Below are 25,427 nucleotides of genomic sequence, written 5' to 3' on the forward strand. Positions count from 1 at the left end.
CCCTTTAATCAGCCAGTCGTGGCGCAAAAACTGGGCGAGAGTCATCCCTCTGTTCGATTATCCACCGGAGATCCGGAGGGTGATTTACACCACCAACGCCATCGAGTCGATCAACATGAGTCTGCGCAAGGTCACCAAAAGCAGGGCCTCATTCCCGACCGATGATGCGGTAATGAAGCTCTTTTATCTGGCGCTGAATAACATCAGCAAGAAGTGGACGATGCCAATCAGGGACTGGGCGGGGGCTCTAAACAGGTTCAGCATCCAGTTCGAAGACAGGCTTTTGCAGGATTAACAGCAACCCCGTTTACACAAAATTCAGTACACCCCCTGGCTGAACAGCTCGTCGATTCAATTCTCTACTGCACACTGAGCGAATTCAAAAACAACTTAATCAAACTGATAAAAACCAAGCTTCCACTGAGGCAGCCTTCTGCTCTTTTCATAGAGCGAGAGTTACAGTCCACTAAAGCAACGCTTCCACCCCCCATCTACAAGCAGAAAAAAACTCTCAATCCAATTTCGAAGAAAAAGCACAAACGGGCGTATGGGGCCGCAATACAGGCCATAAAATCGCTCCGATACACATCTCAAGATATTGGGAGTGAAGCGCTCACAGCGCATGTTGCGAGTACACTGTGCCGCAAGAATGACCGCCGATTCCTGCTTCACCCTACAGCCGAAAATGTAAGAAATTCCAAAGTCAGAAATTTTGTCATCCTGACCGATTTCATTGGCAGTGGCGACCGGGCAAGAACGCTGCTCGATGCCATGTGGAACGTTGCATCCATACGAAGCTGGCACTCAGGAAAATTTATCAAGTTCTGGGTCATGGCCTACAGCGGCACAGACATAGGCGTGCAAAACGTCTGCAGCCACCGGTTTTCTCCCAATGTTCATATCGTCAACGAGTGCCCGACCCTGTTCAACAGTTTCGGGGAGGGTAAGGACGAAATGATCGAGCTCTGTAAAAAGTATGGTTCCTTCAGCAAGGATCCATTGGGCTGGAAAAAGACCGCAGCGCTGTTGGCATTCGAGCATGGGGCACCGAACAACATGCCTGCGATTTTCGTTTCAGGGAAATCCAGGGGGGCAAAAAAATGGACGCCGCTGTTCCCCAAGCGCGTTACGGAAAACCTCTGGAGAACAGCCGAAGTCGACATGAGCGAGGTCATCTCCCATGCCCTCGATGAGCTGAACATCCCAGAAATCTCAAAATCCCCCCGCTTTCGCAAATCAAACACCAAGAACAAATCGGCCTTCATCATTCTGCTCGCCCATGCTCAAGGGAAGCGGCGACTGGCAGAGCTTCGTCGAGTATTGCCATTGTCGTTGGACGTCCTCATCAGTGCAAAAGACCGCGCGGTCAGCAGAGGCTGGCTCACACGATCGGGCGCGCTGACCCTCGCGGGGCATAGGGCGATCCGCTTGCTCCGTCGTCAAGGGAGGAAGAATTTTGTGGCCCCGGATCCCTTCGCTTCGTATTATCCAACGCAGCTGAGGGCTCCGCTGTAGCGGAATCTAGTATCCCGCACATTGTGCGGGGCGTTTTGGGAGCAAACTATGCTTACCGTTGGACGATCTCACGCCTACTGGAGGGCGGCAGACTCCGTGGTGTTCGCTATCGAAGTCTGGCGCCAGAAGCCTGCCATCCGCCAGGGCGGAATTTAAAGGTAGATGAGTCGCTGGAGCTCTCAGCCCTATTTAAAGGCAGGCCGCAAAGCGGGCGTGCCTGGGGACGTACTCAAGAATGCTGTGAAGACGGCAAAGCAGGTGAAGCAAGGCTGCCCGCCTATCCTCACCCTGAATCACCTCTCGCATCTGACAGGCGTTCCCCATTCCTTCCTGCACCGGATGGTCAGCCGAACCTACAGAACGGAGGCGTACAACGTCTTCAAGCTCAGGAAGCCAAACGTAGGTCATAGCGCGGATCGCTTCCGGTGGATATGCGCACCGAGCGAAGAATTGCTCCGAGTTCAGCGTTGGATAAATACGCACATTCTGTCCAAGGTTGAACCCCACGAAGCCAGCTATGCCTATGACAACCGTCACGGTGTGCTGGATGCAGCTGAGCTTCATTGCGGGGCTCAATGGCTGATAAAACTCGACCTCACAAACTTCTTCGAGTCTATCCTGGAGCCTCGGGTGTACGAGCTTTTCAGGTCGTTCGGGTACCAACCGCTGGTGGCATTCGAGCTTGCCCGGCTCTGCACCCGCGTCCGAGCAAGCGGTAATCCTGATCGAAGGTTCGGCAATAGGGAGCTTCCTGCAGGCCTGCCTTACCCCGCAGATCCCCGTATCGGCCACCTCCCCCAAGGCGCCGCGACGTCCCCGAGGATCGCCAACCTAGTGATGCAGTCTCCGGATGAAAGCCTGCACGACTACGCCTGCGACAATGAGCTGGTGTACTCGCGGTACGCGGACGATCTGGTGTTCTCGTCGAAGAATGCGTTCGACCGGCAAGCGGCAATCCAACACATCAAGCTGATCGGCAAGTGCCTGATTGAGGAGGGGTTCTGGCTCAACGAGGCGAAGACGAAAATCGTCCCGCCCGGGGCTCGCAAGATCGTGCTGGGACTGCTGGTCGACGGCGATGAGCCCCGGCTTTCCAAGTCCTATAAGAAGTACGTGAGTGATCACCTCTACTACCTGTCCCACCCCAAGATCGCCCCTATGGCCCACGCCAAGCGTCATGGGTTTCAATCGCTCCAGGGGCTGATCAATCATGTCAGTGGGAAGATTGCCTACGGCTTCAGCATCGAGGCAGATTGGGCCAAGAAACAAGGTAAACAGCTGAAAGGCATCTGCCGAAAGCTCGAACTCGACCACGTCATCTTTCCATGAGACACCCGTGGCAGTGGGCCCTATAGCGAGTCAATAATGGCTCGCTCGCCTTTGGCGATCATCTTTGGAATGAAATCGGGATCGTCGGACATCTTGGGAACATGATGTTCACTGTTGATCCGCTCGACCTGCTCCATGAGGACTTGCGCGATCAGCTCCGCCTCCTTCAGTGCCCACCACTGGGACAAACCTCGCGCGATGACTGCCCGGCTAGCTCCCTGAGTCCCGATTTCAGCCAGCAGCGTTGCCATGAGTTTCAGGTGATTATCAAACGTCGCGAACAGGTACTGAACCTTGTTTTCAGAAAGCGATTCGTTGATGCGCCGTACGAAATCACTGAGATGAGTGATGTCCCAGGCGGCATTCTTCACCCCGTCGATTGCCGCAGACCTGTCGGCAGATCCCTTGTTTTTGAACACCTTTTTACGGCCTGGCGACTTCGACCCTAGATAGATGACCGCGAGCATCATCGCGGGCCCGGCGAAGATCATTTCATTCGCCATCCAGTCCACCAGCCGCAAGGCCTTTTCCAAGGCGGGCAGCTTGGCGTAATCCAGCTCCAGCACTTTCAATGCAACGATGTAATTTCGGTTCCAACGTTTGAGAGGTGCAGCCATATCACCGATATGCGCCTGTTGGGCAACGTATGAGCGCGAGACACCGTCTGAGTAACCCAAAGCCACATTGAGCATGTCCTGGGGAGAAGCATTGTTCGCGGTGCGGAACCAGCCAAGCTCCTCCGCAGCATTTTCGTTGCCGCAGCCATGAGCGAGTTCGTGATAGGCGATACTCGGCTCGAACTCAATGTCCAATAGGTGCGCAAATCCGAGCAGGCCCGCGCACGCTCTCAGTTGGTCGTTATCAATCGTGCGACCGCCCTGAACAACCTTTGCCAACCGGGATGCGACGTTGCGATCCGGGAGTATCACGGTCTTGATCCCGAGATCCCGATTGTGGAAATAGACTGCCGGCTGGTAGATGCCCGCTTCCGGGGCCACATATCCAGGAAGCAGAAAATTTGCTTCCTTGAGCAATTCGGACGTGGCCATCAGGTCGTCCAGAGGAAAGTCCAAAGGGAGAGCCCAAGAAATTGGTTTTTGGCGATGCTTCACGCGGTTATCCATCACGGATGGGATAGACGAGTTTACCAGCTAGGACGAAGGGGTACGGATGGCTCAGCGCCAGGAACTCGTCCACCTTTGTTCAGAGTCTCAGCCTCACCTGAATCGACGGTCGCCACGATTCAATCACAGCGATCCAGGAGCGATGCTCACACAGACCGATGGAGACAACCTCAAAATATTTGTACCGCTTCTTCTTGGCAGCGCTCTTCGCCTCTTGCTCTGCGATCAGAGAGCTGAGCGTGTTGGCGTCGTACGTAAAATTCTCTTCGACCCCATCAAAGGTCTTGGTCACTTTCAGCGTTACACGAAGCCTAGGAGACGATGATTTGCGCTGCGCAGCTTTGGCAACACTACGCAGCACAGGCTTCGCCGCAAGGGATTCGGTTACTTCCGACGCAACAGAGCCGGCGCTCCCGAACAGTGCTTTGCGCATTTCCTCTTCGCTCAGGTTCAAGGTCATTGGGGCGGCTCACACGGCATAGACGGCACTGCACGCTTGGGTAGGACAGCGTGAGGCAGCGAGCTTAAAGAGGGTGCCATTATGACCTAAGTGGCCAACGGTTGCTCTCATCACCACCGATTCATCACCTGCGATCTAAGCCCTGAGTTCGTCGATTCGCAGCTGCGGCATAGTCCAGCGTTTTTCAGAAAGATGGCTATGATCAAAGCGCAACGGTATTAGTGCGATCAGTACGCAGGGAATAAGCGCATGGCAAGAATTCGTCGGCTTCAGATCGAGAACTTCCGCTCCATCCAACGCTTGGATTGGTGTCCCGCACCGGGCTTTAATTGCTTGGTTGGCCCTGGCGATAGCGGCAAATCCAGCATTCTCGATGCCATTGATCTTTGCCTGGGGGCGCGGCGCAGTGCACCGTTCGGCGACACTGACTTTTACAGGCTAGACGTCATTCGCCCAATCCTGATTACAGCGACCTTGGGCGACCTCCCTGACGACTTGATCAACCTGGATAGCTATGGTGACTTCCTGCGTGGCTACGACCCCGCTAATGGAGCGTTGGAAGACGAGCCGCGATTCGGCATTGAAACGGTCTTAACCGTACAGCTCAAAGTCGAGAGTGATCTTGAGCCGGTTTGGCAGCTTCACTCAGAACGGGCACTCCAACAAGGCATCGAGCGCAATCTTGCCTGGAAAGATCGGGCACGGATTGCCCCAGCTCGCATAGGCAGCTATGCCAACACCAACTTTTCATGGAGCCGTAACTCCATCCTCAACAGACTGACAGAGGAGAGGCCGGCTTTGGGCGGTGCGTTGGCAGCGGCAGCACGGGACGCCCGCAACGGCTTCGGGGTGCAAGCCGGCGCGCAGCTCCAGCAGCCCCTTCAGATCGTGACCCAAACGGCTACTCAGCTTGGCGTACCGGTGGGCGCCTTTGCCCAAGCCCTGCTCGATGCCCATGCCGTCTCAATCGGTGACGGGGCCATTGCCTTGCATAATGAGCAAGGCATTCCACTGCGATCATTGGGCACCGGATCCTCTCGACTGCTGATCGCTGGACTCCAGCGCCAAGCAGCCCAAGCTGCATCAATCGCATTGGTCGACGAGGTAGAGTTTGGGCTTGAGCCACACCGGTTGATTCGATTCATGGACTCCTTGGGGGCCAAGAATTCCCCTGAGCCTCTGCAAGTGTTCTTGACCACGCACTCGCCTGTAGCTCTGCGAGAGCTGTCAGGACATCAACTGTTTGTGGTTCGACCACAGCAGGGCCATCACGTAGTGCGCCAGGCCGGCATATCGAATGACGTACAAAGCACGCTACGAACTGACCCTGAAGCCTTCCTGGCCAAGCGCGTCGTGGTGTGTGAGGGAGCCAGCGAGGTCGGTCTCATGCGTGGCCTGGATCAATACTGGCGCGGTTTGGGTCACATCTCCTTTCTGGCCCTCGGCGGCGCCTATGTCAACGTCAACGGCGGCGACCCTGATAACTGTTACACGCGAGGCTCAGCACTGCTGAGCCTCGGGTACCAAGTGCTCGTCATCGTAGACGCAGACAAGCCCGCGACTGCCGCAATCCAGGCCGCGTTTCATGCAGCAGGTGGACAATCGGCAACCTGGGGGCAGGGTCGAGCCCTTGAGGACGAACTGTTCATCAGTTTGCCAGATACTGCGATCGACAGACTGATCGCTATAGCCATCGACGCGCGCGATCGCGACCTGGTAAACAGCCACATTCGTGGTCGATCGCAAAACGCTCTGAGCCTTGAGCTTATTCAAGCCTTTCGCGCACAAGGGACGGCCTATGCCGCACCCACGAGGGTGTCATTGGGTCTCGCGTCGCGCATTCGTAAAAATGGCTGGTTCAAGTCGGTCACCACCTACGAGCTTATCGCAAGAACGATCATCGGCCCTGAGCTCCAGGCCTCTGGCCCCGATCTGCAAGCGACCATCAACCGGATCAGGGGCTGGGTACATGCCGCCTGAGATCACGTTGTTCGACTTCGCAGGAGGCTCCATAACGGCTCCTGCCGGGTGTGGCAAAACTCAGCTGATCGCAGACACATTGGCTCAGCACACCGGCCCAAGACCCGTTTTGATCCTCACCCATACCAACGCAGGGGTCACAGCACTGCGCGCGCGTATGGCCCGTGCCCGAGTCGCCTCGGGCTCGTACCGAGTTGCCACACTGGATGGCTTCACATTGAAGCTCATTGGCAGATTCCCTGCCAGGAGCGGGCACGACCCTGCAATCATGCAACTCGCCAACCGGGCAAACGATTATCCGGCTATTCGCGCAGCAGCCCTGGCGCTGCTGAGGGCCAGGCATGTTGATCAGGTATTGCGATCAAGCTATTCCCATGTGTTGGTCGACGAGTACCAAGACTGCAATCAGGTGCAACACGCCATAGTCACCTGCCTGGCCGCTACCTTGCCCACGTACGTGCTGGGCGATCCGATGCAGTCCATTTTCGACATCGCGCAAAACAGGTTGGTTGATTGGCACACTGAGGTGATCCGAGACTTTCCCGTCATTGGCGCTTTGGCCACACCCTGGCGTTGGCGACTCGCCGGCGCCGAGAACCTGGGCAACTGGCTCCTGCAAGTCAGACAACTTCTGGAAGCTGGCCAGCGGTTAGATCTCACTTCAGCCCCACCCGAAGTTCAGTGTATTCAGATCCAGGCCGCGACTGCAGATACGCAGCGGCGAAACGCAGCCATGACCCCTCTGCGCCAAGGGGAGACCGCACTCATCATCGGCGATTCAAGAAACGCCGTTGGCCGACAACGCCTAACAAGCCAAATGTCAGGCGCTACCACGGTTGAACCCGTTGACCTGCCAGACCTCATCTCCTTCGCTCAGAACTTCGACCTTGCAGGGCCATGGGCCCTCAACCAGATTACGAATTTCGCGGGTATTGTGATGACCGGCGTCGGCATCAATCCTTTCCTCACACGTGTCGAGACGATTCGAAACAACCGACACCGCACCCCGCCTACGGTTGCAGAATCCGTCGCCGTGGGCTTCCTCGCCGAGCCGACGTTTCTGGGGGTGATCGATCTTTTGCAACGGTTCTCTCAGCAGCAGGACTGCCGCGTTTACCGCCCGGAAATTCTTCGCTGCTGCATTGCAGCACTGAGGATGGCCGCGTCCCGAACCCACACATTCTTTGAAGCAGCCGTTCAGATCCGAGAGCGCAACCGCCTCCAAGGTCGGCCTTTGACCCGGCGGGCGGTTGGCAGCACGTTGCTGTTGAAGGGTTTGGAAGCGGACGTCGCGGTCATTTTGGAGCCAGAGAACATGAACGCCAGGAATCTCTACGTGGCAATGACACGGGGTGCCAAACGGCTCGTCATCTGCAGCCAGAACCGGTTCCTCGGCGCCTAAGATAAGGCAAGAGAGCGAGCCTGCTTTTTTCTGGCTTGGAACTTGAGCCCCCCGCGCTTGATAGTGTCTATCGGGAGAAGGCCAAGAGCTGGGGCTGCTACCATTACCGTGGCGCAGAATCTGGTTCTTGCCGGTATAGGGAGCGATTTATCCAGCCCCCCTCCCAAGCCAGGAACATAACGTTGACTAGCGGACAGCATCACTGGAGCGTGATCTGCGCCCTGCTTCATGGTATGAAGTCCGCTCTAGACCGCACCGCTTGCATGCCACGCGTGGACACATAATGTTCATCTAAAAGGATTTCCGATATGACGCAGGAGCGACACTTCCGTGAATGGTACGTCGAACTCTCTGAGCTTGCCCCGGAGGCTACTGCCCCTGAAAAGCGTGCTCGCGGGTTCGCTTTCGAGAAGGTTCTCAAGGGCCTCTTGGCATCTGAGGGACTTGATCCCCGCTCCAGTTACAAGTCTGTCGGTGAGCAAATCGACGGCTCATTTTACCTGGACGGTAGCTTCCTCCTGGTGGAAGCCAAATGGCATGCCCTGCCCGTCCCTGCCTCGACGCTTTATCAGTTCAAAGGCAAAGTGGATGGCAAACTGGTGGGTACCGTTGGCGTTTTCATCTCGATGTCTGGCTACTCCGATGACGCCGTGGACGCCCTCATCGCCGGCAAATCTCTCAACCTGATCCTATTCACAAAAGAGGACATGGATGCGGCGATCATCCAGCAGCTGGGGTTCAAGAAAATCCTCAAGGACAAGCTTCGCAAAGCTGCTGAGGAAGGCCTGGCATTCTTCCCAACTGTCGCCGAACAGGTGAAAACCTCCCCGTCGGAGCCCGTCCTCATCGAGCGAGTGCATTACGATCGAGTGACCGGAACGTTGTTGAGCCCAGCAGATCAGCCTGCCACCACCCCAGATTTGGTTATCGTGTGCGAAGGGGACTTTGACCGTGAACTGCTGGCCAACCTGGTGCAGCGGATTTTGAAGAGCGCTAGGGCCACCAAGAAAATTCAGCTCATATCAGCGCTGGGTAAAGTGGCTGTGCCGCATGTTGCCAACAGCGTATTGGCAGCTAACCCAGATGTTAAGGTGCTGGCTGTGGTGGACAGTGATGGTGACATTCAAGGCTCAGAGCTGATGCTTAAGAACATCATCGAGTCCGACAACTGGACACCTATTGTCGTCAATCCCGCGATCGAGACCTGGCTTGGATGCTCAGTCGAAGAAACGATGCGTCTGCGCCGTCGCGGGGAACTGATGGCACACCTCGCCAATTCGATAGATGGCATCAATCTGCAGCTCCTCAGAACAACTGACCCAGCCTTCGAGACGTTCTACCAAGAGGTCAGCTCGTTGTAATCAGAGGTTCGTTGGATCGAAGCGCGTCCCACACAATGGCTGGATCTGTGGGAGCCAACAACGGCTTCCACACAGGGCAACGGCGGCTGGCCAACTTACGCTTTCTTAGGCCTCAAGCCCTTGAAAGAAGCCTTCGCAGCCCAGTTGTCATTGATCCAGTCAACGACCTTAGGGCGCCCAGGCGCGGTGGCTAGCTTTAGGTGGCCTCACCGATTAGCTTTTGGGTGAACTCGCCCTAGGCAAACACAGGCCGTTCACCCCGCGCGTATCTTGTTCAAAATTTCCGGGATGTCGCCATACTCCTCGTACCAAATGACGCTCACCCCAAGCTCGCGCATAAGCTCTTCATTGGTGGCATGGTGTCTTTCAAGGAAGCGCTCAACCATAGTATTTGAGATTTTGAGAGGCTTGCCACTCGTCCCTTCCATGAATTTCTTGGGGGTCAAACGCCGCATGAAAGCGAAGTGTTTGGGCTCCTCGATCGATTTGGACGCGATCTCCAATAGCCGGCGCAGATTCGGATCAGTCAGTGAAAGGCCGATCATAAGGCACGAGCTTTCCTTGAAGCTGTTCAACTGTACCAAGTTCGACCAGTGATAGGCGTCACGGTAAATCTGGTGATAGCCTTCCTCAGAGAAAACTAACGTGCATCGATCCAGATTGGAGTAGCGCTGCCTATCCTCCGGTAAAAAACCATGCACGTGGTATATAGGTAGTTCTTCAGCGGTTGGTGTCTCAAACTCTTCGAAAACGCTTTTGTGTATCAATGAACGCGAGAGCAACGCTCTCTCGATAAAATCGTCGAAGTTGTAAGTTAAGATAGACTTCACGTTGGCGCCGGTTCGGGTCGGGGTACATAGCTTCGCGATGGAGGATATTAGATCCGATTCAACTGAAAAGCGCTTATCACGTAACGAATAAAGCTGATGCGTGATTGCATCAACGAATCCTTGCTGCTCTACAGGTGACCCCACAGCAAGCCCCTTTCGGATATACCTTGCTAACATCAGTGTAGACGGCCCATCTACTTCCATTAGCCTGGCAACGATTGCAGATACCTTCACCGGATCGCCTTGAGGGCCGCCAAAATTCTCCTGCGATAGCATGGAAACAAATAAGGAATTCAGCAGCGTATTCCAATCAGGCAATCCAGCGCTACTAGATACTCCGGCGCCTAGTATTAGAGAAAATCTGCCCGCTCGGTATTTTTCCGCGACCACCTTCACTAGCTGATCACGATCCTCTTTCCAAGATCTGACAGTGCGCTCCGCAGCCATTTTTAAACGCAACGAAAACAGATTAGTCGTGAGCATCTCAACAGCCGCTTGATGCTTAAGCATCAGCTCGTTAACTTCCTTCTCCCCCCATAGATAAACAAGACTGTCCGCTCTTGGATTTTCTTCACTGATATAAATACTTTTCTTCAGATCTGATATTTTAGGAGCGATAATCAGCAAGCTATAACCGCGCGTACCATACCCTCTAAACTTTTCAACAGTAGCATCGAGTTTTGATCTGGAAACTGAAAATACGATTTCCACTAATAGCGGTGAAGAAATTTCACCGATGCCACTTGGAGCAATGGCGTCAAAAGTCGAACCATGGCTATCTTGCCCTTCAATTTTCTGGCCTAGCTGCTCTCCCTCGACCTGTAGAAGCTTGATGATAAATGCTTCTAAGAAAAGATATCCGCCCGATCCATATTGCTCCAAGCGCTCTTCCAGAGTGTTGAGATCCATCTACTCAAATCCTAATACATGGGGTCGGTTGGGCTACGTTGAAGGCAAACTGACACGACCAGGCCGTCATACCAAAGCCGTTGGGATGGGCCCACGCTACCATAGATTCAAACGCCATTTGTAGCCATTGGCCATTTCCTCGTCGCGCTGCTTCAGTACCTCTGGCAGCTCTGATTTGGGGGGCAATTTACATCGAATTCTCAGGTTGGAGCCGCCGAGCAAAAACCGCGACAGGAACTGCAGATCGGACAGCCTTGAGCGAGGGTTGCGTTGCAATTGGCTCCGGGGATACCGTGGTGCACAGTGGAGAAGACGGCTACCCCCCATGAAAAGGGGGCTTGGGAATGAGAGATCACTACACGGATACACGCTCTGAGCTGAAAATGTCCAATAAGGGTTCGTCCATATACGGCTTCAGCACGTTCGGCACGCGGATCGAACCGTCGGCCTGCTGATAGTTTTCCAGTACCGCCACCAACGTACGACCGACCGCCAGGCCAGAACCGTTCAAGGTGTGCACCAGTTCCGGCTTGCCGGTTTCCGGATTGCGGAAACGCGCCTGCATGCGACGGGCCTGGAAATCTCCGCAGCTGGAGCAAGAGCTGACCTTGCGGTATGCATTCTGGCTCGGAATCCACACTTCCAGATCGTAGGTTTTAACTGCGCTAAAGCCTAGGTCGCCGGTGCACAGCGCCAGGGTTCGGTAAGGCAGGCCCAGCAGTTGCAGGACTCTCTCGGCGTTGGTAGTCAGGCTTGCCAGGGCTTCCATCGACGTCGACGGCTCGACGATCTGTACCATCTCGACCGTGTCGAACTGGTGCAGGCGGAGCATGCCACGGGTGTCGCGACTCGACGCGCCGGCTTCGCTGCGGAAACACGGGGTATGGGCAACAAACTTGAGGGGCAGTTGTTCTGCATCGAGAATCTGCCCTGCCGCCAGGTTGGTCAACGGGACTTCGGAGGTAGGGATCAGGTACAGATCGGCTTCGCCTTCGCGAGCGATTTTGAACAGGTCTTCTTCGAACTTCGGCAGTTGACCGGTACCTTGCAGCGCCGGGGCCTGAACCAGATACGGCGTGTAGGTTTCTTCGTAGCCGTGATCGGTAACGTGCAGGTTGATCATGAACTGCGCCAGGGCGCGGTGCAGACGGGCGATCGGGCCGCGCAGCAGGGTGAAGCGCGCGCCGGACAGCTTGGCGGCTGTTTCTAAGTCTAGCCAACCGAACTTCTCGCCCAGGCCGACATGGTTTTTGATCTCGAAATCGAAGACTCGCGGAGTGCCCCAGCGACGCACTTCGACATTGCCGTCTTCGTCTTCACCGACCGGTACGGACTCGTGCGGCAGGTTCGGGATGCCGAGCAGGATCGAGTCCAGTTCGCTCTGAATCGCGTCGAGCTCGACTTTACCGGAGCTCAATTCGACCGCCATGCGCTCGACGTCCGACATCAGCGGTGCGATGTCTTCGCCGCGCAGCTTGGCCTGACCGATGGACTTGGAGCGTGCGTTACGTTCAGCCTGCAGTGCTTCGGTTCGGGTCTGGACAGTCTTACGCTGCTCTTCCAGCGCTTCGATGCGTGCAACATCCAGGGCAAAGCCACGGGGAGCCAGGCGATCCGCCACGTCCTGAAGGTTGCTACGTAACAGTTTGGGATCGAGCATTTTCGGTTTCTCGCAGGCCTAGGGTAGTTTTGCAATTCAATCGTGAGTAAGCCAAGCCAACTGAAAGACGGTTTAAGAGAGGTTGATCAGGACATCAGTGCGAAAACGAAGACCTTAGGCCGGCAGCTACGCACCCCTACCAACATTTTCGTATGCATTCAGCGCTTCAAGAGCAGGCAAGCTCACATGTTTACGAGCACCTCGACCGCCCAAGATGTACACCACATCTTTGCTTTCAAAAATACAGCCGTCGAAATCGCGCTCATAATCACTCAAGAGACTGTCGCCCGGCTTGAGTTCACCCAGACTGTCATACACAGTCGCTTGGGCATACAAAACACATGGCTTAAGGCCCTGCGTTTTGACCTCTTGCTCTTGGGACGCTGGGAGCATGACATCCAACAACATCCATTGCCGCACGACGCAAAAAGGCCGCCCGTCAAATGCTTCATGTGATGCTCGAATCAACTCGTCGTCATCGAGCTTTGCACCATTCAAAACGCGCGCGGGGCCCAAGAGCAGATCCGCCAACAATTCTAATTCCACACTATCCCACTTAGTTTTTTGGATACACGCAGTACCGAATCCAGGGGTGACAGCGAGCCACATACCCGAACATATTTTCGGCAAAACTTGTATGGCCGTGCCTATCAGCAAATACTCATAACCGCCCGGGCACTGCCCTTCTTGCGGACGCCGCGCCCAAGCAAGACGTAGACGGTATTACTCGTCTCAAACAGGTAGCCCAGTGTCAGCGAACGCTGAAAAGTGCTACGCACCCAGTCGCCTCTGCTTCGTTTTCCGGTGCTATGAATAATCACCTCTTTGGCGTACAGCACATAGGGGGTAAGTCCATCACTCAACAGCGAGGCCCTGTAACTTTCATCGACGTCTAATTCGATGATTCGCCACCGCTTCACGATGCAGAACGGCTTATCGGGAAAATTCAGAAGGGCTTCAACCTCAGCTTCCCAAATCTCTTTTGCAAAGCCATTGGTGGCCTCACCACCACCGTCTAGAAGCTCGACCAATTCGCTATCCACTTCCACCTCCATTCTCGAAACCACCAGACCAGACCCGACACCCGACGATCCTCAGTGGATCATATTGACCAAGGGAACAGCTCCGTTCTCGTACCACCAATGACACACCAGATATCGACTACCACTGTCTGTCTCGCAAAACTTGTACCCCTTGAGCTCGAATACGCGTTTCAGCCTGGAGCTACGGATGGTTTTTCCATCCACAAAGCGCCCGCGTGTTTCACAAAAAACAACGCCGACAACGCAAGGAGGCTCGAATTCGGCGCAACACAGATACCCAGTAATTTGAACGCCAAAGTCAATTTTCCTTGCGTCAATGACGCATTGTGGCAAAGCCATTCGTTCCTGCCTCAGCCCCGAATTGATGACAAATAGCCCCGCAAACCCTACTTAATGAACTCGGTCAAAACGGTCTAAAGCGCCATTTTCATGCAGCCAGTGAGCAACAACGAAAGTCCCGCCATCGATTATCGTGAAAAGATCGTAGCCTGCTCTCCGACACCGATTGATGACCGGCAGAGCATGGATGGGCAGACCTTCCGGGTACTTTTTCGCCGGGTCGCAAAACAACAGACCTGTGATTTTTGGAGGTCGCTCCAAGGCGCAGAGCAGATACCCGACAACATCCGGATCAGTAATGGCTTCACGCGCTTTCTCAATGACCGTTGGGTACCTGTGAAAGCGAAGATCGCAGAGCTTGGCTCCATAAGTTTTTATCCAGTACATCCCGGCTACCATTCCTTAAATGGGTCAGATTTCAATCGTGAAATCCGGAATAAATCCTGTGTCCTCTCGGGGATAACCGCGTGGATTTGAGACGAGCCGGCACCCTCCAATCTCCATATCAACAGCGCGATGTGTATGTCCAAAAATCCAAACGTCCACCATCGGCAGAAGCGAGTGCCATCGATTTGTATAAGCCGCGCTGAGATGACCGTCATGATTGTCGCCTACAACTTCCGGGATCGGACAATGGTGTGTAACAACAACCGTTGCCCCTTCAAATGGCTTGTTGAGTTCACTCACCAAAAAGTCAAACGCAACCCGGTTTCGCTCAATCACATCTGCCGGGCGTAGCCGTCGAAAACACTCCTCTGCTCGGATCACCTGGAAGTCATTCATCCACTGCCCGCACATCGTCGACGCAGCTACAACGTCGCCGGTCGATGAAAAATCCGTCCACGACGTTGTCACCAAAAACCGCGTTTGGTTGCAAACCCACACCTGATTTTCCAGGACGTGAACATGCGGTGAAGCGGCCTCTCGCATTTTGCGCAGGGTGTGGTCGATGTGCCCTTTGTAAAACTCGTGGTTGCCGGCGCAATAAATGACTGGGCAGTTGAACGTCTCGTTTGCCCATTTCACACCGCAAGTTTGGACGTCGATATCCCCGGCCAAAATAACCAGGTCGTAGTCTCCAGGCTCAGGGGCAAATGGAGAAAATTCGTTATGCAGATCCGAAAGCACGTAGAGCTTCATCTGTAGCCCGATCTCGATTTACAGCTAAATTGAAATACCTGAAGACAGGCACGCGGCTGGTTCTCATAGATTGATAACGCACAATTTCGCCACAAGATCCACTCGCATGAATATATACATTTGAGTGGATCATGACAATCACGGCATACAGCTTTGTTTTTACGGAACGGAAAAATGTCTGTCCGCACCGCATTTGCCGTAGCGCTGAAGCTTTTGCGAACAAAGCGTGGCCTCACGCAGGAGGCTCTGAGCCAAAAGGTCGATCAATCGCATGTAAGCCGCATCGAAAATGAAAAGACCTCCCCTAGTCTCGAATCAATTTTCGAGCTCGCTAAGGTATTAGAGTTAAGTCCTGTCGCCCTCATGGCACTGGTGTGCGGAGCACAAGACTCACAGAGCGCAGGCGATGTCCTGAAAATCGCCGAAAAAGATCTCCAGGACATCGCGCTCCTAAGGGATTCGATTCCGTTGGAAATTGAGGAGTCGCCTCACCCTCGTGTTGTTTCTGCCGCACAGGCACGAGAGACTGTCCAGGCACTCAAAGAAAAAGGCTTTTCGCAGGCTGAAATCGCAAGGGCGCTGGGGATGGCAAAGACCACGGTTCAGCGTCATTGGCATCGATCGGGCTAGTTTTTATTCTTGCTACTCCCTCAGCTGTCAGCACCTCTTTCTGGGTCATTTCATCCTTGTGGGTACCGTTGCTGGGTTTATTCATGGACACTGCTTGCGCGGCTTACAACCAGTTTTTTCGCCTGGCACCGTTTAATGACAAGTTTTCATTCGTGTACCTCAATCGGCACCTCGAATATTTAAATCAGCGATGCCAAGGGAAATTTCCAGAACTCCATGCTTCCTGTCACCCCGTCGCGTAAGTACACCTCGACCAGTGCAATAGATCCGAACGCTCCCAAGCGGCCACTACCTTCTCGCAAGCTCTGATAGACCATCCTTGCGACGGCTGCAAAGCTTGGAAAAGCGCGCGTCTCCAAGCCAGGGCGGGACTACTTCGCCCGCTTGTGATCTACGTCGTTAATTTCCAGCAGCACCGCGACATCCCCGTCGTTGTTCCAGATCGAGGAATGCATGTTCCAGTAAACACGATGCCACCTGACACCATCGGACGTCACAGACTCGTCAGTGCCTGTTTTCGTCCAGACTGAAACCTTGTCCCCTTTCTTCGCGGCGATGCGAGGCAACCATTTAACATGCCGATGCTTGTTAGAAACATTGCCGACTTTGTCATAGGTCGTGTCCATCAATACGTAACCTCCCAGGTTGCAGTCTTCCAGCACACTCAACACCACATGTTCTTTATCAACGTTTCCGTGGTGATAAGCACTTGCGATTTTCAGTTTCATTTTCGTCCTTAAATAACAAAACACTACTGACTACAGCACAGCACAGCACGTGCCGATAGCTTCTCTGCCACTTTATCTACATCCAGCGCGAACGACGCCTCCGAAAGGATCCCACACCTGCATTACGATGTGATTACGGCAGGTCAAGAGACGTAAAAACGTACAGCCTAACTATCAAGCCAACCTGATCGTCGCCAGGCTATACGGGATTGATGTGCTCCAGCCCGTTGGGTTCGGCCAGCCCCCTATTGCTGTCAGGCCTGGTGACCAAGGCCGTTCATATCACATGGCTCATCACATTCGACACGTAGCCACCCATTTCCCTGTAGGTTGCGCCAATCAGTGGCAATCCCCACTGACTGGCACTCCTCATTGGCGGGCACGTTGCGCTACCGTCCCTTCAGCTTCAAACCGTTGAGTGCCTCAAGCTGCACCACAATCTTCTCGACAAGCGCCTCGTCGAAATCGTCCTTGTTAGCCTCCTCGTGTGTGCCTTTGTTCAGATACATCCACACCAGTGACTGCTCGGGCTGACCCAAGATAAGACCGAGTGACTGCATGACGACAGGCTTGTCCAGATGCACGAATTCAGGCGCCTTGTTCAAGCGAGCGAGCATGGCTTCACAGAGGCCGCGCAGGGTCGGATCAGCGCCAGAGCCCGCGATTTTCAGGCTCAGTGTCCCCATCTCGTATTTGCCCAGCCATCTCCACAGCTTGTCGCTCAACATTTCGAGCGCTTGCCGGGACTCCGCCAATGCCGTGCGCGCATCACCTCGGTCGATTGCAGCGCGGGCGTTGAGCAGGTAGGTTTGCGGGGCTACATTCCCTAGCACGCGGGGCTGATAATTTCCGTTGTGGTGCCGGAACACATAGGACGTCCAATGCTCATTGGGAACGCGATTCTGGACGTCCTTCATGAACTCGTTGGAATGGCAGGTCACAAGCAGCTGCGTACCCGCGAAGCGCTGGCTCTCGAAGATTGTTTCCCTGATCCCTTGCCGATGCTCGTGGTCGATCGCGTTGATCGCGTCGTCAAACACAATCACGGGCGCTCCGATCTTCAATGCCTTGGCCAGCAAGATAGCCAACCCCAAGCACCGTACATGCCCCTCGCTGAGTATCTGCAGTGCATCGACTGACACATCCGGCTTGCCTCGGAAGGAAAGCCCGATTCGCCCTTCCCCTGTCACCGGCAAACTCAGCCCAGCCAGCTTGTCAGCTTCAAGATCTCGGATGTTGAACTCGTTGTACAGCTCAAGAGCCAGGGAATTCAGACCCGCCATCAAGGTGCCTGGGAGCTGGGTTCTGTAACTACGCAGCAAGCCCAGGAACTGGTCATAGGCGATATTGATACGACGGTCGCGAAGGATCGCGTTGGCTTCATCGGCAGCTGCTTTGATCAACTCGGCATTGTCTTGCTCAAAGTCAGCGATCCGCTTTTTGGCCTCTTGCACAGCCTGAGTCAGACGCTGGCGTGTCATCGCATGAGCCCCGACGTCGACCCTGGCCTGGTTCAGTCGGTCGCGCTCAGCGATCAGCTTGCTGCGCTCGGCATTAGCTAAGGCAGACTGGGTGTCTTGTTGCTCTAGCTGCTGGGCGTAAGCCACGGCCTGATTGGCCAAGTGAGGCACCGATCCGTCGGTTCGGTATCCGTCTGTCCACCAATCGCGTAGCGGATCAACACCTGGGTTGGCCAAGTACCGCACAACGGCGTGAGGACTCTGTTCAGTGGCCGTCACACAATGGGCGAATGCTGAAAGCTTGACCCGCAGCGCCTCGGAGGCTTCGTTGCGTGCTTGGATCGCAAGATGATGGCGACCCTGGATTTCTTTGAGCGCTTGCAACCCGGCCAACCCTGCTGTCGCCTTTTCATACGGGTTGTGGACGACCCGATGCTCACCTGCCAAGGGGGTATCACAAGCTGGACAATGGTCGCCAGCAACGTGCTGGAGCCCCAGAACAGCGTTGTAGAGATCTTGGAATGAGGAATCATAAGTCCGCGCTACCAGTTCGGCAGTGACGTCTAGCACCACTTTTTGAGCGGCGTCCGCTGCCTGATACGCCAGCAGGAGCTCGGCGCTGCTGATTCCATAGATGAACGCAGGAGGCTGATTAAGCTGATTGTCCAGTTGCTGCAGGCGACCTGGGTTCACCTCGCTACCGATGGCGGCAAGCAAATCTGAATAGGTCATGCCTGGCTGGATGCTCGCGGCGTAGGCACTTTCGACCTGCGCCTGGTGTGCAAGCGCTACAGCTTCATTTGCGACGGCTTCATGGTCTTGGCCCAAGGCGCCGCGCTTCGCTGTCAGCTCGACCTGCTTCGAAGGAAGAAGTGTCAGAAGCCCTTCCATGGAATCGTTGAAGTGACCCACGAAATCGTTGAACTGATCCATGCCGAACAAGGCGGCGATCAGTTCGGTTTTTTCCACGGTGGGTTTGGCGGCAATTCGAGAGAAGGCATCGATCCTGTTCTTTTCGACAAAACAGAACCGATAGACCTCTGCATCAGCGACAACGGGGATCATCTGCCCTTGAGCTGTGACAGCCTTGAGCTCGGGCGGAATGTACTTACCTTCGTGGTGATTGGACAGATACCGCCCCACCGCGATGCGCTTCATACCCGACTCATCGACAGCCCCCAGCAAAGCGAACTCCAAGGCTTCGCACAGGCTGGTCTTGCCACTGCCGTTCGGCCCATAGAAAAGGGTGATGCGCTCATGAAGATCGAACGGCTCGGGAAACCGGAATCCCCGGAATGGGCCTACCTTGAGGTGCTTTAACTTGCTCCACTGCCATCCGTCTCCGGGCGGTGGAGGTGCGATTGGGGGCAGCGTCGGAGCCGTCGTCGCCAGTAATTCACGCATCAACCCGATCAGTAGAGCCGATCGCTGGCTACGCTGCCGACTGGTGCCTGCGACCTCAACAAAACGCTGGAGGACAATATTGGCAACTCTGCGAGCGTCCTCAGAGGCGGCATTTTCGGGTGTGTGAATCCAGCGCACGAACTGGTGGTAGTCCTGTAAAGCCGACGTCATCCTTGCCTCCCATTTCCTGACCTAAAGCAGAACCGTTCCGCGCGAAAAGCTGACCAAGTATTAAGCCATCAACTGTATGAAGAACCAGCGATGTGATTTTGTCACCACCTGTACAGCTAAGCCTAGGCAGGGGTAAAAGTCGACGTCACCATCCGGGCATTTTTCAGATCTCAGTTGCGCCAGAGATACGCTATAGCCCCAGATCAGCAGAGAAAATGCCTTCCCTCATGCAGGGCACCGCGTTCAACACCTACTACACGACGCGCTGCGCGTTGTCCGACACTCGAAAACCAACAGGCGCAATGACCCGCGCCAAAAAGAGCCTTTTACCCTCGGTTCTTTGAACCCAAAGGGAAAGCAGCACGGCCTGGCGACCTTAAAGCCGATCTTTTCATGCCCCTGGCGGGGCAGCCCCTCGTCGGTGGTACCACCGTGTTCAACAATCCCAAAGCCAAAACCGCAAGAGCAAAAGCACAAAACCGCATCACCGCATGACGTGAGGTCTGTACTCGTCAGCAGGATCCCTGCATTTCCTTCGCCTTCAAATATATAAACTCCGTCGCGTTTAAAAAAATTTAAGGCCTAGGCACTTGAAGTTGTCGCATATTTATATCAAGTATCGCATCCATGAATCTTTTGGCCCGTCGTCACCGCCTATTGATGACGGTGCCCCATAACTCCGCCCACGGATCCTCAGGCTTACACGCCAGCTCCAGGTTCCTTCGTAATGCCCAAGTCGCTAACGCTGCCAGTGGTCTGAGCTATGACGATGAGGGGTATGTTCCCGAGCAGCACACCATGTACGTCGCCGAGCTCAATTATCGCGTTGCCGCGACCAAGTGGCTCAGCGTGATGCTGAACCTCCAGCACATCCAGAACCCTGATGGGGTGCGAGAAGTACACAATGCGGTGGCGATGGGGCTAGAGGTGAAAAGCGAGTTCTAGTCTCCGATCAGCTCAAGATGCTGCGGCTACTCGCCCTGAGTAGCTGCACAGGCATTCTCATCCCTTAATCTTTGCTCCGATATCTAAAGGCCGTTTACGTACCAACCAAAGAAGGCTTTCAAGGAGTAACCCAGCCCCCTTGCGGACTGCTGCATTCCTAACCATCTCGGATCGATGTTTTTAACGACGAAAGTTAAAATAGCTAGCTAACCAACAACCGCGACTTGCATGGATTCTCGTTAAAAAAACGAAGGGATTCCTTGCGCGCTAATTTTTTTGAGCTAGCTTGGTTAGCATCATTCTAAAAACAACAAATCACGCATCACAAAAACTTCCAAGGCTTTTTGTAGTAAACATCAAAAACCAGACAGAGGGGAGATGAACATGAAAAAACATAGGGTAGCTGTAGCTATTTTACTAGCATTAACAGTAAGTGGATGCAGTAGCTTCAGATTCTCACCATTCCCCAAATTTGGTGGGAAAATTGAGGGAGTAGCGTGGTGTAGCAAAAGATACCTTGACATGGTTAATGAATATCAGAAAGCTCCTAAAGATATAGATAGCGAATACGGCAAAAAACTTAGACTTTCAAAAGATGGATATATTTACGCCCTCGCAGCAACATTAACCTTAGAAAAAGACAACTCTGAAAAACAATACAATTTCGGCCCTATCAAAAACCTTACTAAAATCCCTAGCCTATCAGTTGATAAATTAAACGGCTTTCAAGCCGAAACATTTACCTTTCCTGACCCGAGAGGAAAAAAACAGCTGATCATTGCCTTTCGCGGCAGCGACCAGTTCCTCATCGATTATCTTGGCCAAAACTTTGGATTCTGGCAGATACAAAATAGCTCTGCTCGTGAATACGTCCTCAACGCAATGCACTATCGAGACACCCACAAAGACGAGTTTAGTGACAAAGTTGTGGTGACAGGAAACTCACTAGGTGGGGCGCTCGCAGCGCATGTGACCAACACTAAATACACAGAGAAATTTATCACAGAGGCATGGCTTTTCAACCCAAGCCCAAGGCCAGGTGTATCACCTCCACAGGGTGGGAACCCAAAAATACGATTACTCTCTACCCGCTCTGAAATATTGAACATCTCTTCGAGAAGCCAGATAGGCGTGCAAGAGCGAAACAAATATACTGATTTTGATCTAATTGAAAGCAGCTCTTTTTACAACCATTATCGCTGGGTACTGGCACGTGAGATCCTCTGGTACGCTGATTTGGCACAGTATTTTGACCAAAAAAAACATCCCTCTTTCATAGCTACAGAACCGACACCACTGCAAATTATCGCCTCACAGAATATAACAGACGCTAATTGCAGCCTTACGGACGATGAAACTAAAGCACGCCGTACAGCATACGAACAAAAAAACAAGAATACCTCTGCCGCTTCTGGCACGATCAGTTTGAAAGAAATAACCAACGTAGACAAAGCAGTAGAGACTGATTAACAGGCATTATTTCACAAGCTGGATTTTCGCTTCCGGAATAGCATGACCCTCACTATAGCTTTTCTCCGGAAGTGAAAATTAAATCTGTACCGACCACCTCACATAACGCACTGCCAAAACGACAAAAAATAAATGCTACTGTCTACGTCTCTTCTGTAATAGTAGGCAACCGGGCAGACACTTCATACAACCGAATAGACCTAGCCCTACCCTCGCCTATCACTGTTCGATTCTGTCATTCAGAACCAGTGTTTCGGGCAAGGATGCCATCATGCCCACCAGCTCATGGTCGAATGAGGCGCTGTACGACTGGCCCAGGTGATCCTGATGCGCTTTGGCCGTTGCCCAACGCTCATAAAGCACGAATGCGTGCGGATCCTTACGATCCTCATAGAGGTTAAACACCAGGTTGCCGGGGCCTTATGAACAGCGCACGCTTGTCGAGATACGCGACGAGATCGATGGCGAGCTACACAGCCGCGCTGAAGCCCTGCTCTGGAATCTTGAGGACACGCGCCCAGCCGTAGAGGAATCGGCAAGGTGCTTATGGGGCAGCTTCATCTGAGGGTTGAGGTTATACAGGAGGGAGTGGCCTTCTGGGTCGCGAGCCGAGCGCACTGTATACGGACAGCTGAGTATCTACGTTCCGCCGCCGATCTCAGTGAGATTGAACCGATCAGGGGTGAACATCTTCACATGGTTGGCGAACGCTTTTTCCATCGCATCTTTGACAGGGGCAATATAGGCCTGCCATCGGACAGGGTTATACTGCCTTATGATGGACAGAACTGAGTAATCCAAGTGATGCAAAGGGTACTTATTCAGGGTGTCTCCTTCGGAAAGCTTAGCCTTAAGGACACCGTAAAATTCGTGACAATCCACTCGTCCTTTCTTATCTTTAAGAGTATGCGGCAATATCCCTCTTGAAGCATCAGCTATCCTGTTGACCTCCGCCATGTCTCTCTTAAGCAGAATCAGCTGCAACTCAATACCAGGTTTAACCTTTTCATCTGCTCGTTCAATGTAAGACTCAAGCGTTTGAATTCGCTCTTGGTGATGAGCGATAACGACATCGTGAGAGACCTCATTCAGCCACAGCTGATGATTGTACTCGGGAAGGCCGCCAATGCGCTTAGATTTGTCCAACTCAAACCCATACAAGCTGCCCTCAATTAAGGACAACGCCTGTTTCATATCGTCAGGCACATTGATGCCACTATGTACCTTACGGCACACCTTTTCCAATTTTTCTTCGCCGATATCGCCATCGGTCACGCACAAAACTTCAAGAAATCTATTATCCCCAGACTCCTTTAGTAGCACGCGAAAGACATAAATCCCATACAAAAGCGTTGGCATGTTATCCCATGCACCGGCTGTGATAATTTTGAACGACCCCTTCGCTTCAGAGGCCACCATCCCGAGAATGGTCTTGGCCAAATTATCTTCACAAATAACGATCACGGACGGGATTAGATTGCCAATTGTAGAGCCATGACGCTCTATCACTGTTTTCTTTGAGTTTTCACCGACAGATGTGGTGACAGAAGTCGTGCCCATAATCCCGATCCCAAGGTTCACCTTGAACACAGTGCTCTTCTGATCTTCCATGATTCATCCTGTCAGCAAGGTGAGGCCCGTCGTTGAGCGATTCGCGGTAGCACTTCGGAGACAGTTAAGCACGTGCAGATGACAACGCCTATATTTCGTTGCGCGAGACGCTGATCGACCTGAGCAGGCTGTCGAGCGTTGCCAGTTATGCTGTATGGCATGCGCTTACGCTTTCCCCTGTGCTACCAAGCATTTCAAGCTTGCGCAGAGCCCGATTGCTGCGCAAAATCCCGTGTTTTATCTTAGAGTCAAAGCGCACCGTGTCGCTCTCCGGCATTTTCAGCTCACGCTCTCAGCGTCGTTCTTTTCTGGTCGCCAGTACGCTCGTGATTGCGGTGTGTGGCGCCATTATCCTGCTGATTGCCTACTACAGGAAGGATGAGCCTCTGTGGGAAGCCTTCAACAACTTCTTCATATCCATCGTCGCCAGTGGCGCCTTCGCCATTATCTCAACGCTTTACCTGTCCTATTTCACTGACCCTCGCCTCGCGCGCGCCGAGACACTGATCCTGCCTCAGGACATTGATGAGAATTTGCGCCGGCTGGCCGGTGGTGCGCACGATTATCGAATTTACGTGCGCACCGGCAGACATTTCCGTGCCAAAACGCTACCCGCCCTTGTAAAACACGCACGTGAGAGCCGGCAGCCCATTCGCTTGGACGTTATTTTGCTGGATTTCAGGGATATTGAGGTTTGCCAGCGATACGCCGAATTTCGCAAGTCAGCGTCCCATGACCATCAATGGAGCAGAGAGTACGTTCAGCACGAAGTGCTTGCGACGATCATTGCGCTTGTCAAAGCCGTCAATCTCAATCGCCCTTTCATCCAGGCGGAACTGCACCTGAGCAGCCGCCTTTCCACCTTCCGAATAGAGGGCACTGCGGATGAGATCATGGTGACCCGCGAAGACCCGAAGGATTACGCCTATTGCTACCCCCGCAAGCACAAGGACTTTTCGGGGCTACTGACCGAGTTCAACTGGGTCAAAAGTGAAGCCGAAGAAATTACCGTACCAGCCCTGATCGATCCTGACGCGTGTGCAATTCTCACGGCCATGTTTGGTGACCTTGTCTCGCCGGAAAGCCAAGCTGCTGCAGCGAAAGCCACAAGCTCCCCAGCCCCGTATGCACGCTGAGCTTGATGAACTCCTATCCCGCGAGCATTTCCTCTGCTGCGATCGCGGCGCTCTGCTCAAAGCCCTGAAATGGTGGATAGCAGAGCAGAACCCCACATGTCTGATGCATCCCCACGGATTTTTTGTGTTGCCTCTGAAGCGCCAAGAAGGTGAAGAATGGCGATTGCATCTTTGGCCCAGTGATCGAGCAGACGGCTATGGAATGCCTGGTCGCGTGCATACCCATGACAAACACGTTGATAGTCGAATTCTGCTCGGCACCCTGACCAACCTGCAGTATGCGGTGAGCGAAGTAGAGACAGGGGCTTGGCCGCTGTATGAAGCGCACTACCACGGGGATAGATACCTAAAGCAGACAACTAACTTGCTGAGGAAGACATCGACTCGTGTTGACCTTTCGGCGGGCGAACCAGCGCGGATGCTGGCAGGCGATAGCTACCGGATCGAACGGCACACCTTCCACGAAGCAGTCCCCTTACCAGGGCTCACCACCTGCACCTTGGTCTGCATGCACTCTCCCGCCCCTGGATCGATCAAGGTCGTTGGCGTGGATGGCTACCCCGACGTTTTGAGCTTCGAGCGCAGCGAGCATCCCGGGCATCTGTTCTTGCGCCATATCTAAGTAGGGCTGCGGCTCGAACTAGTGATGGCGCGCGTCGCGCACGGCGAAACCAATGATATCAAACTGATATTCCGTGATAATATTCGCCCCTGTCGAAACACCCCACCAGACCGCTCCGGACGTTACCAACGCCATGTAAGCGGCATTGCACACTCCGC

The 25,427-nt window shown here is 53.8% G+C and carries 23 protein-coding genes; 11 read left to right on the forward strand and 12 right to left on the reverse strand.

Going from position 1 to position 25,427, the window contains the following annotated elements:
• From BT116_RS22035 to BT116_RS22045, 3 genes are all read left to right on the forward strand, one after another.
• A partial coding sequence (locus tag BT116_RS22035; RefSeq protein ID WP_139212961.1) for a transposase occupies positions 1-295 on the forward strand: 295 nt, incomplete at its 5' end.
• Entirely contained in the window at positions 214-1,515 is a 1,302-nt protein-coding gene (locus BT116_RS22040) for a phosphoribosyltransferase-like protein (RefSeq protein ID WP_256572594.1), read from the forward strand. The genes BT116_RS22035 and BT116_RS22040, both read left to right, overlap by 82 nt.
• Positions 1,516-1,677: 162 nt before the next feature.
• The gene (locus BT116_RS22045) at positions 1,678-2,844 is read left to right on the forward strand and encodes a reverse transcriptase family protein (RefSeq protein WP_072347116.1); all 1,167 of its coding nucleotides are present in this window, start codon (positions 1,678-1,680) and stop codon (positions 2,842-2,844) included.
• A 20-nt stretch (positions 2,845-2,864) separates the two neighbouring features.
• Here the strand turns inward: BT116_RS22045 and BT116_RS22050 are convergent, their stop codons facing one another.
• Positions 2,865-3,893 carry a hypothetical protein gene (locus tag BT116_RS22050; protein ID WP_139209476.1) on the reverse strand — a complete coding sequence of 343 codons (1,029 nt, stop codon included), beginning with the start codon at positions 3,891-3,893 and terminating at the stop codon, positions 2,865-2,867.
• A 154-nt stretch (positions 3,894-4,047) separates the two neighbouring features.
• Positions 4,048-4,428 (reverse strand): hypothetical protein, encoded by a 381-nt coding sequence (locus BT116_RS22055; protein ID WP_072347118.1) that lies wholly within the window; start codon positions 4,426-4,428, stop codon positions 4,048-4,050.
• Positions 4,429-4,677: 249 nt separating this feature from the next.
• Between BT116_RS22055 and BT116_RS22060 the strand changes: the two genes are divergently transcribed.
• From BT116_RS22060 to BT116_RS22070, 3 genes are all read left to right on the forward strand, one after another.
• Positions 4,678-6,408: an ATP-dependent nuclease gene (locus tag BT116_RS22060; protein ID WP_047739276.1), complete on the forward strand. Its 1,731-nt coding sequence runs from the start codon at positions 4,678-4,680 to the stop codon at positions 6,406-6,408.
• The gene (locus tag BT116_RS22065) at positions 6,398-7,810 is read left to right on the forward strand and encodes a UvrD-helicase domain-containing protein (protein ID WP_072347119.1); all 1,413 of its coding nucleotides are present in this window, start codon (positions 6,398-6,400) and stop codon (positions 7,808-7,810) included. The genes BT116_RS22060 and BT116_RS22065 overlap by 11 nt, the downstream gene beginning before the upstream one ends.
• A 308-nt stretch (positions 7,811-8,118) precedes the next feature.
• Complete coding sequence (locus BT116_RS22070; protein ID WP_072347120.1) at positions 8,119-9,171, forward strand: restriction endonuclease; 1,053 nt, start codon at positions 8,119-8,121, stop codon at positions 9,169-9,171.
• 254 nt (positions 9,172-9,425) lie between these two features.
• Here the strand turns inward: BT116_RS22070 and BT116_RS22075 are convergent, their stop codons facing one another.
• From BT116_RS22075 to BT116_RS22105, 6 genes are all read right to left on the reverse strand, one after another.
• Positions 9,426-10,910 carry an SIR2 family protein gene (locus tag BT116_RS22075; protein WP_072347121.1) on the reverse strand — a complete coding sequence of 495 codons (1,485 nt, stop codon included), beginning with the start codon at positions 10,908-10,910 and terminating at the stop codon, positions 9,426-9,428.
• A 355-nt stretch (positions 10,911-11,265) separates the two neighbouring features.
• Positions 11,266-12,570: a serine--tRNA ligase gene (gene serS / locus BT116_RS22080; RefSeq protein WP_072347122.1), complete on the reverse strand. Its 1,305-nt coding sequence runs from the start codon at positions 12,568-12,570 to the stop codon at positions 11,266-11,268.
• A gap of 126 nt (positions 12,571-12,696) precedes the next feature.
• The gene (locus BT116_RS22085; protein ID WP_072347166.1) at positions 12,697-13,116 is read right to left on the reverse strand and encodes a DUF6957 family protein; all 420 of its coding nucleotides are present in this window, start codon (positions 13,114-13,116) and stop codon (positions 12,697-12,699) included.
• Between the two features lie 104 nt (positions 13,117-13,220).
• The gene (locus BT116_RS22090) at positions 13,221-13,613 is read right to left on the reverse strand and encodes a DUF6957 family protein (protein ID WP_139209477.1); all 393 of its coding nucleotides are present in this window, start codon (positions 13,611-13,613) and stop codon (positions 13,221-13,223) included.
• Between the two features lie 390 nt (positions 13,614-14,003).
• Entirely contained in the window at positions 14,004-14,339 is a 336-nt protein-coding gene (locus tag BT116_RS22100; protein ID WP_256572595.1) for a hypothetical protein, read from the reverse strand.
• Positions 14,340-14,363: 24 nt separating this feature from the next.
• Positions 14,364-15,092 (reverse strand): metallophosphoesterase family protein, encoded by a 729-nt coding sequence (locus BT116_RS22105; RefSeq protein WP_072347126.1) that lies wholly within the window; start codon positions 15,090-15,092, stop codon positions 14,364-14,366.
• A 174-nt stretch (positions 15,093-15,266) separates the two neighbouring features.
• Here BT116_RS22105 and BT116_RS22110 point away from each other — a divergent pair, with 174 nt between their 5' ends.
• The gene (locus tag BT116_RS22110) at positions 15,267-15,722 is read left to right on the forward strand and encodes a transcriptional regulator (protein WP_072347127.1); all 456 of its coding nucleotides are present in this window, start codon (positions 15,267-15,269) and stop codon (positions 15,720-15,722) included.
• Positions 15,723-16,093: 371 nt separating this feature from the next.
• On the opposite strand, the gene BT116_RS22115 is transcribed toward BT116_RS22110, so the two are convergent.
• Together BT116_RS22115 and BT116_RS22120 are read right to left on the reverse strand one after the other, a co-directional pair.
• Positions 16,094-16,450 (reverse strand): hypothetical protein, encoded by a 357-nt coding sequence (locus BT116_RS22115; RefSeq protein ID WP_072347128.1) that lies wholly within the window; start codon positions 16,448-16,450, stop codon positions 16,094-16,096.
• A gap of 389 nt (positions 16,451-16,839) precedes the next feature.
• The gene (locus BT116_RS22120) at positions 16,840-19,485 is read right to left on the reverse strand and encodes an AAA family ATPase (protein WP_072347129.1); all 2,646 of its coding nucleotides are present in this window, start codon (positions 19,483-19,485) and stop codon (positions 16,840-16,842) included.
• Positions 19,486-20,112: 627 nt separating this feature from the next.
• Between BT116_RS22120 and BT116_RS22125 the strand changes: the two genes are divergently transcribed.
• Complete coding sequence (locus BT116_RS22125; RefSeq protein WP_083569178.1) at positions 20,113-20,430, forward strand: carbohydrate porin; 318 nt, start codon at positions 20,113-20,115, stop codon at positions 20,428-20,430.
• 384 nt (positions 20,431-20,814) lie between these two features.
• On the forward strand, positions 20,815-21,900 hold the full coding sequence (locus BT116_RS22130) for an Mbeg1-like protein (RefSeq protein WP_175497167.1): 1,086 nt from the start codon (positions 20,815-20,817) through the stop codon (positions 21,898-21,900).
• 219 nt (positions 21,901-22,119) lie between these two features.
• On the opposite strand, the gene BT116_RS22135 is transcribed toward BT116_RS22130, so the two are convergent.
• Both BT116_RS22135 and BT116_RS22140 read right to left on the reverse strand, forming a co-directional pair.
• Positions 22,120-22,305, reverse strand: coding sequence for a putative quinol monooxygenase (locus BT116_RS22135; protein WP_072347131.1), 186 nt, complete (start codon positions 22,303-22,305; stop codon positions 22,120-22,122).
• Positions 22,306-22,539: 234 nt separating this feature from the next.
• Complete coding sequence (locus tag BT116_RS22140) at positions 22,540-23,511, reverse strand: hypothetical protein (RefSeq protein WP_072347132.1); 972 nt, start codon at positions 23,509-23,511, stop codon at positions 22,540-22,542.
• 215 nt (positions 23,512-23,726) lie between these two features.
• Here BT116_RS22140 and BT116_RS22145 point away from each other — a divergent pair, with 215 nt between their 5' ends.
• Together BT116_RS22145 and BT116_RS30765 are read left to right on the forward strand one after the other, a co-directional pair.
• Positions 23,727-24,647 carry a hypothetical protein gene (locus tag BT116_RS22145; RefSeq protein ID WP_072347133.1) on the forward strand — a complete coding sequence of 307 codons (921 nt, stop codon included), beginning with the start codon at positions 23,727-23,729 and terminating at the stop codon, positions 24,645-24,647.
• Complete coding sequence (locus BT116_RS30765; RefSeq protein ID WP_092156454.1) at positions 24,637-25,269, forward strand: hypothetical protein; 633 nt, start codon at positions 24,637-24,639, stop codon at positions 25,267-25,269. The genes BT116_RS22145 and BT116_RS30765 overlap by 11 nt, the downstream gene beginning before the upstream one ends.
• The last annotated feature ends 158 nt before the right edge of the window (positions 25,270-25,427 follow it).

The organism is Pseudomonas sp. NFACC16-2, assembly GCF_900119205.1.
Lineage (GTDB): Bacteria > Pseudomonadota > Gammaproteobacteria > Pseudomonadales > Pseudomonadaceae > Aquipseudomonas > Aquipseudomonas fluorescens_Q.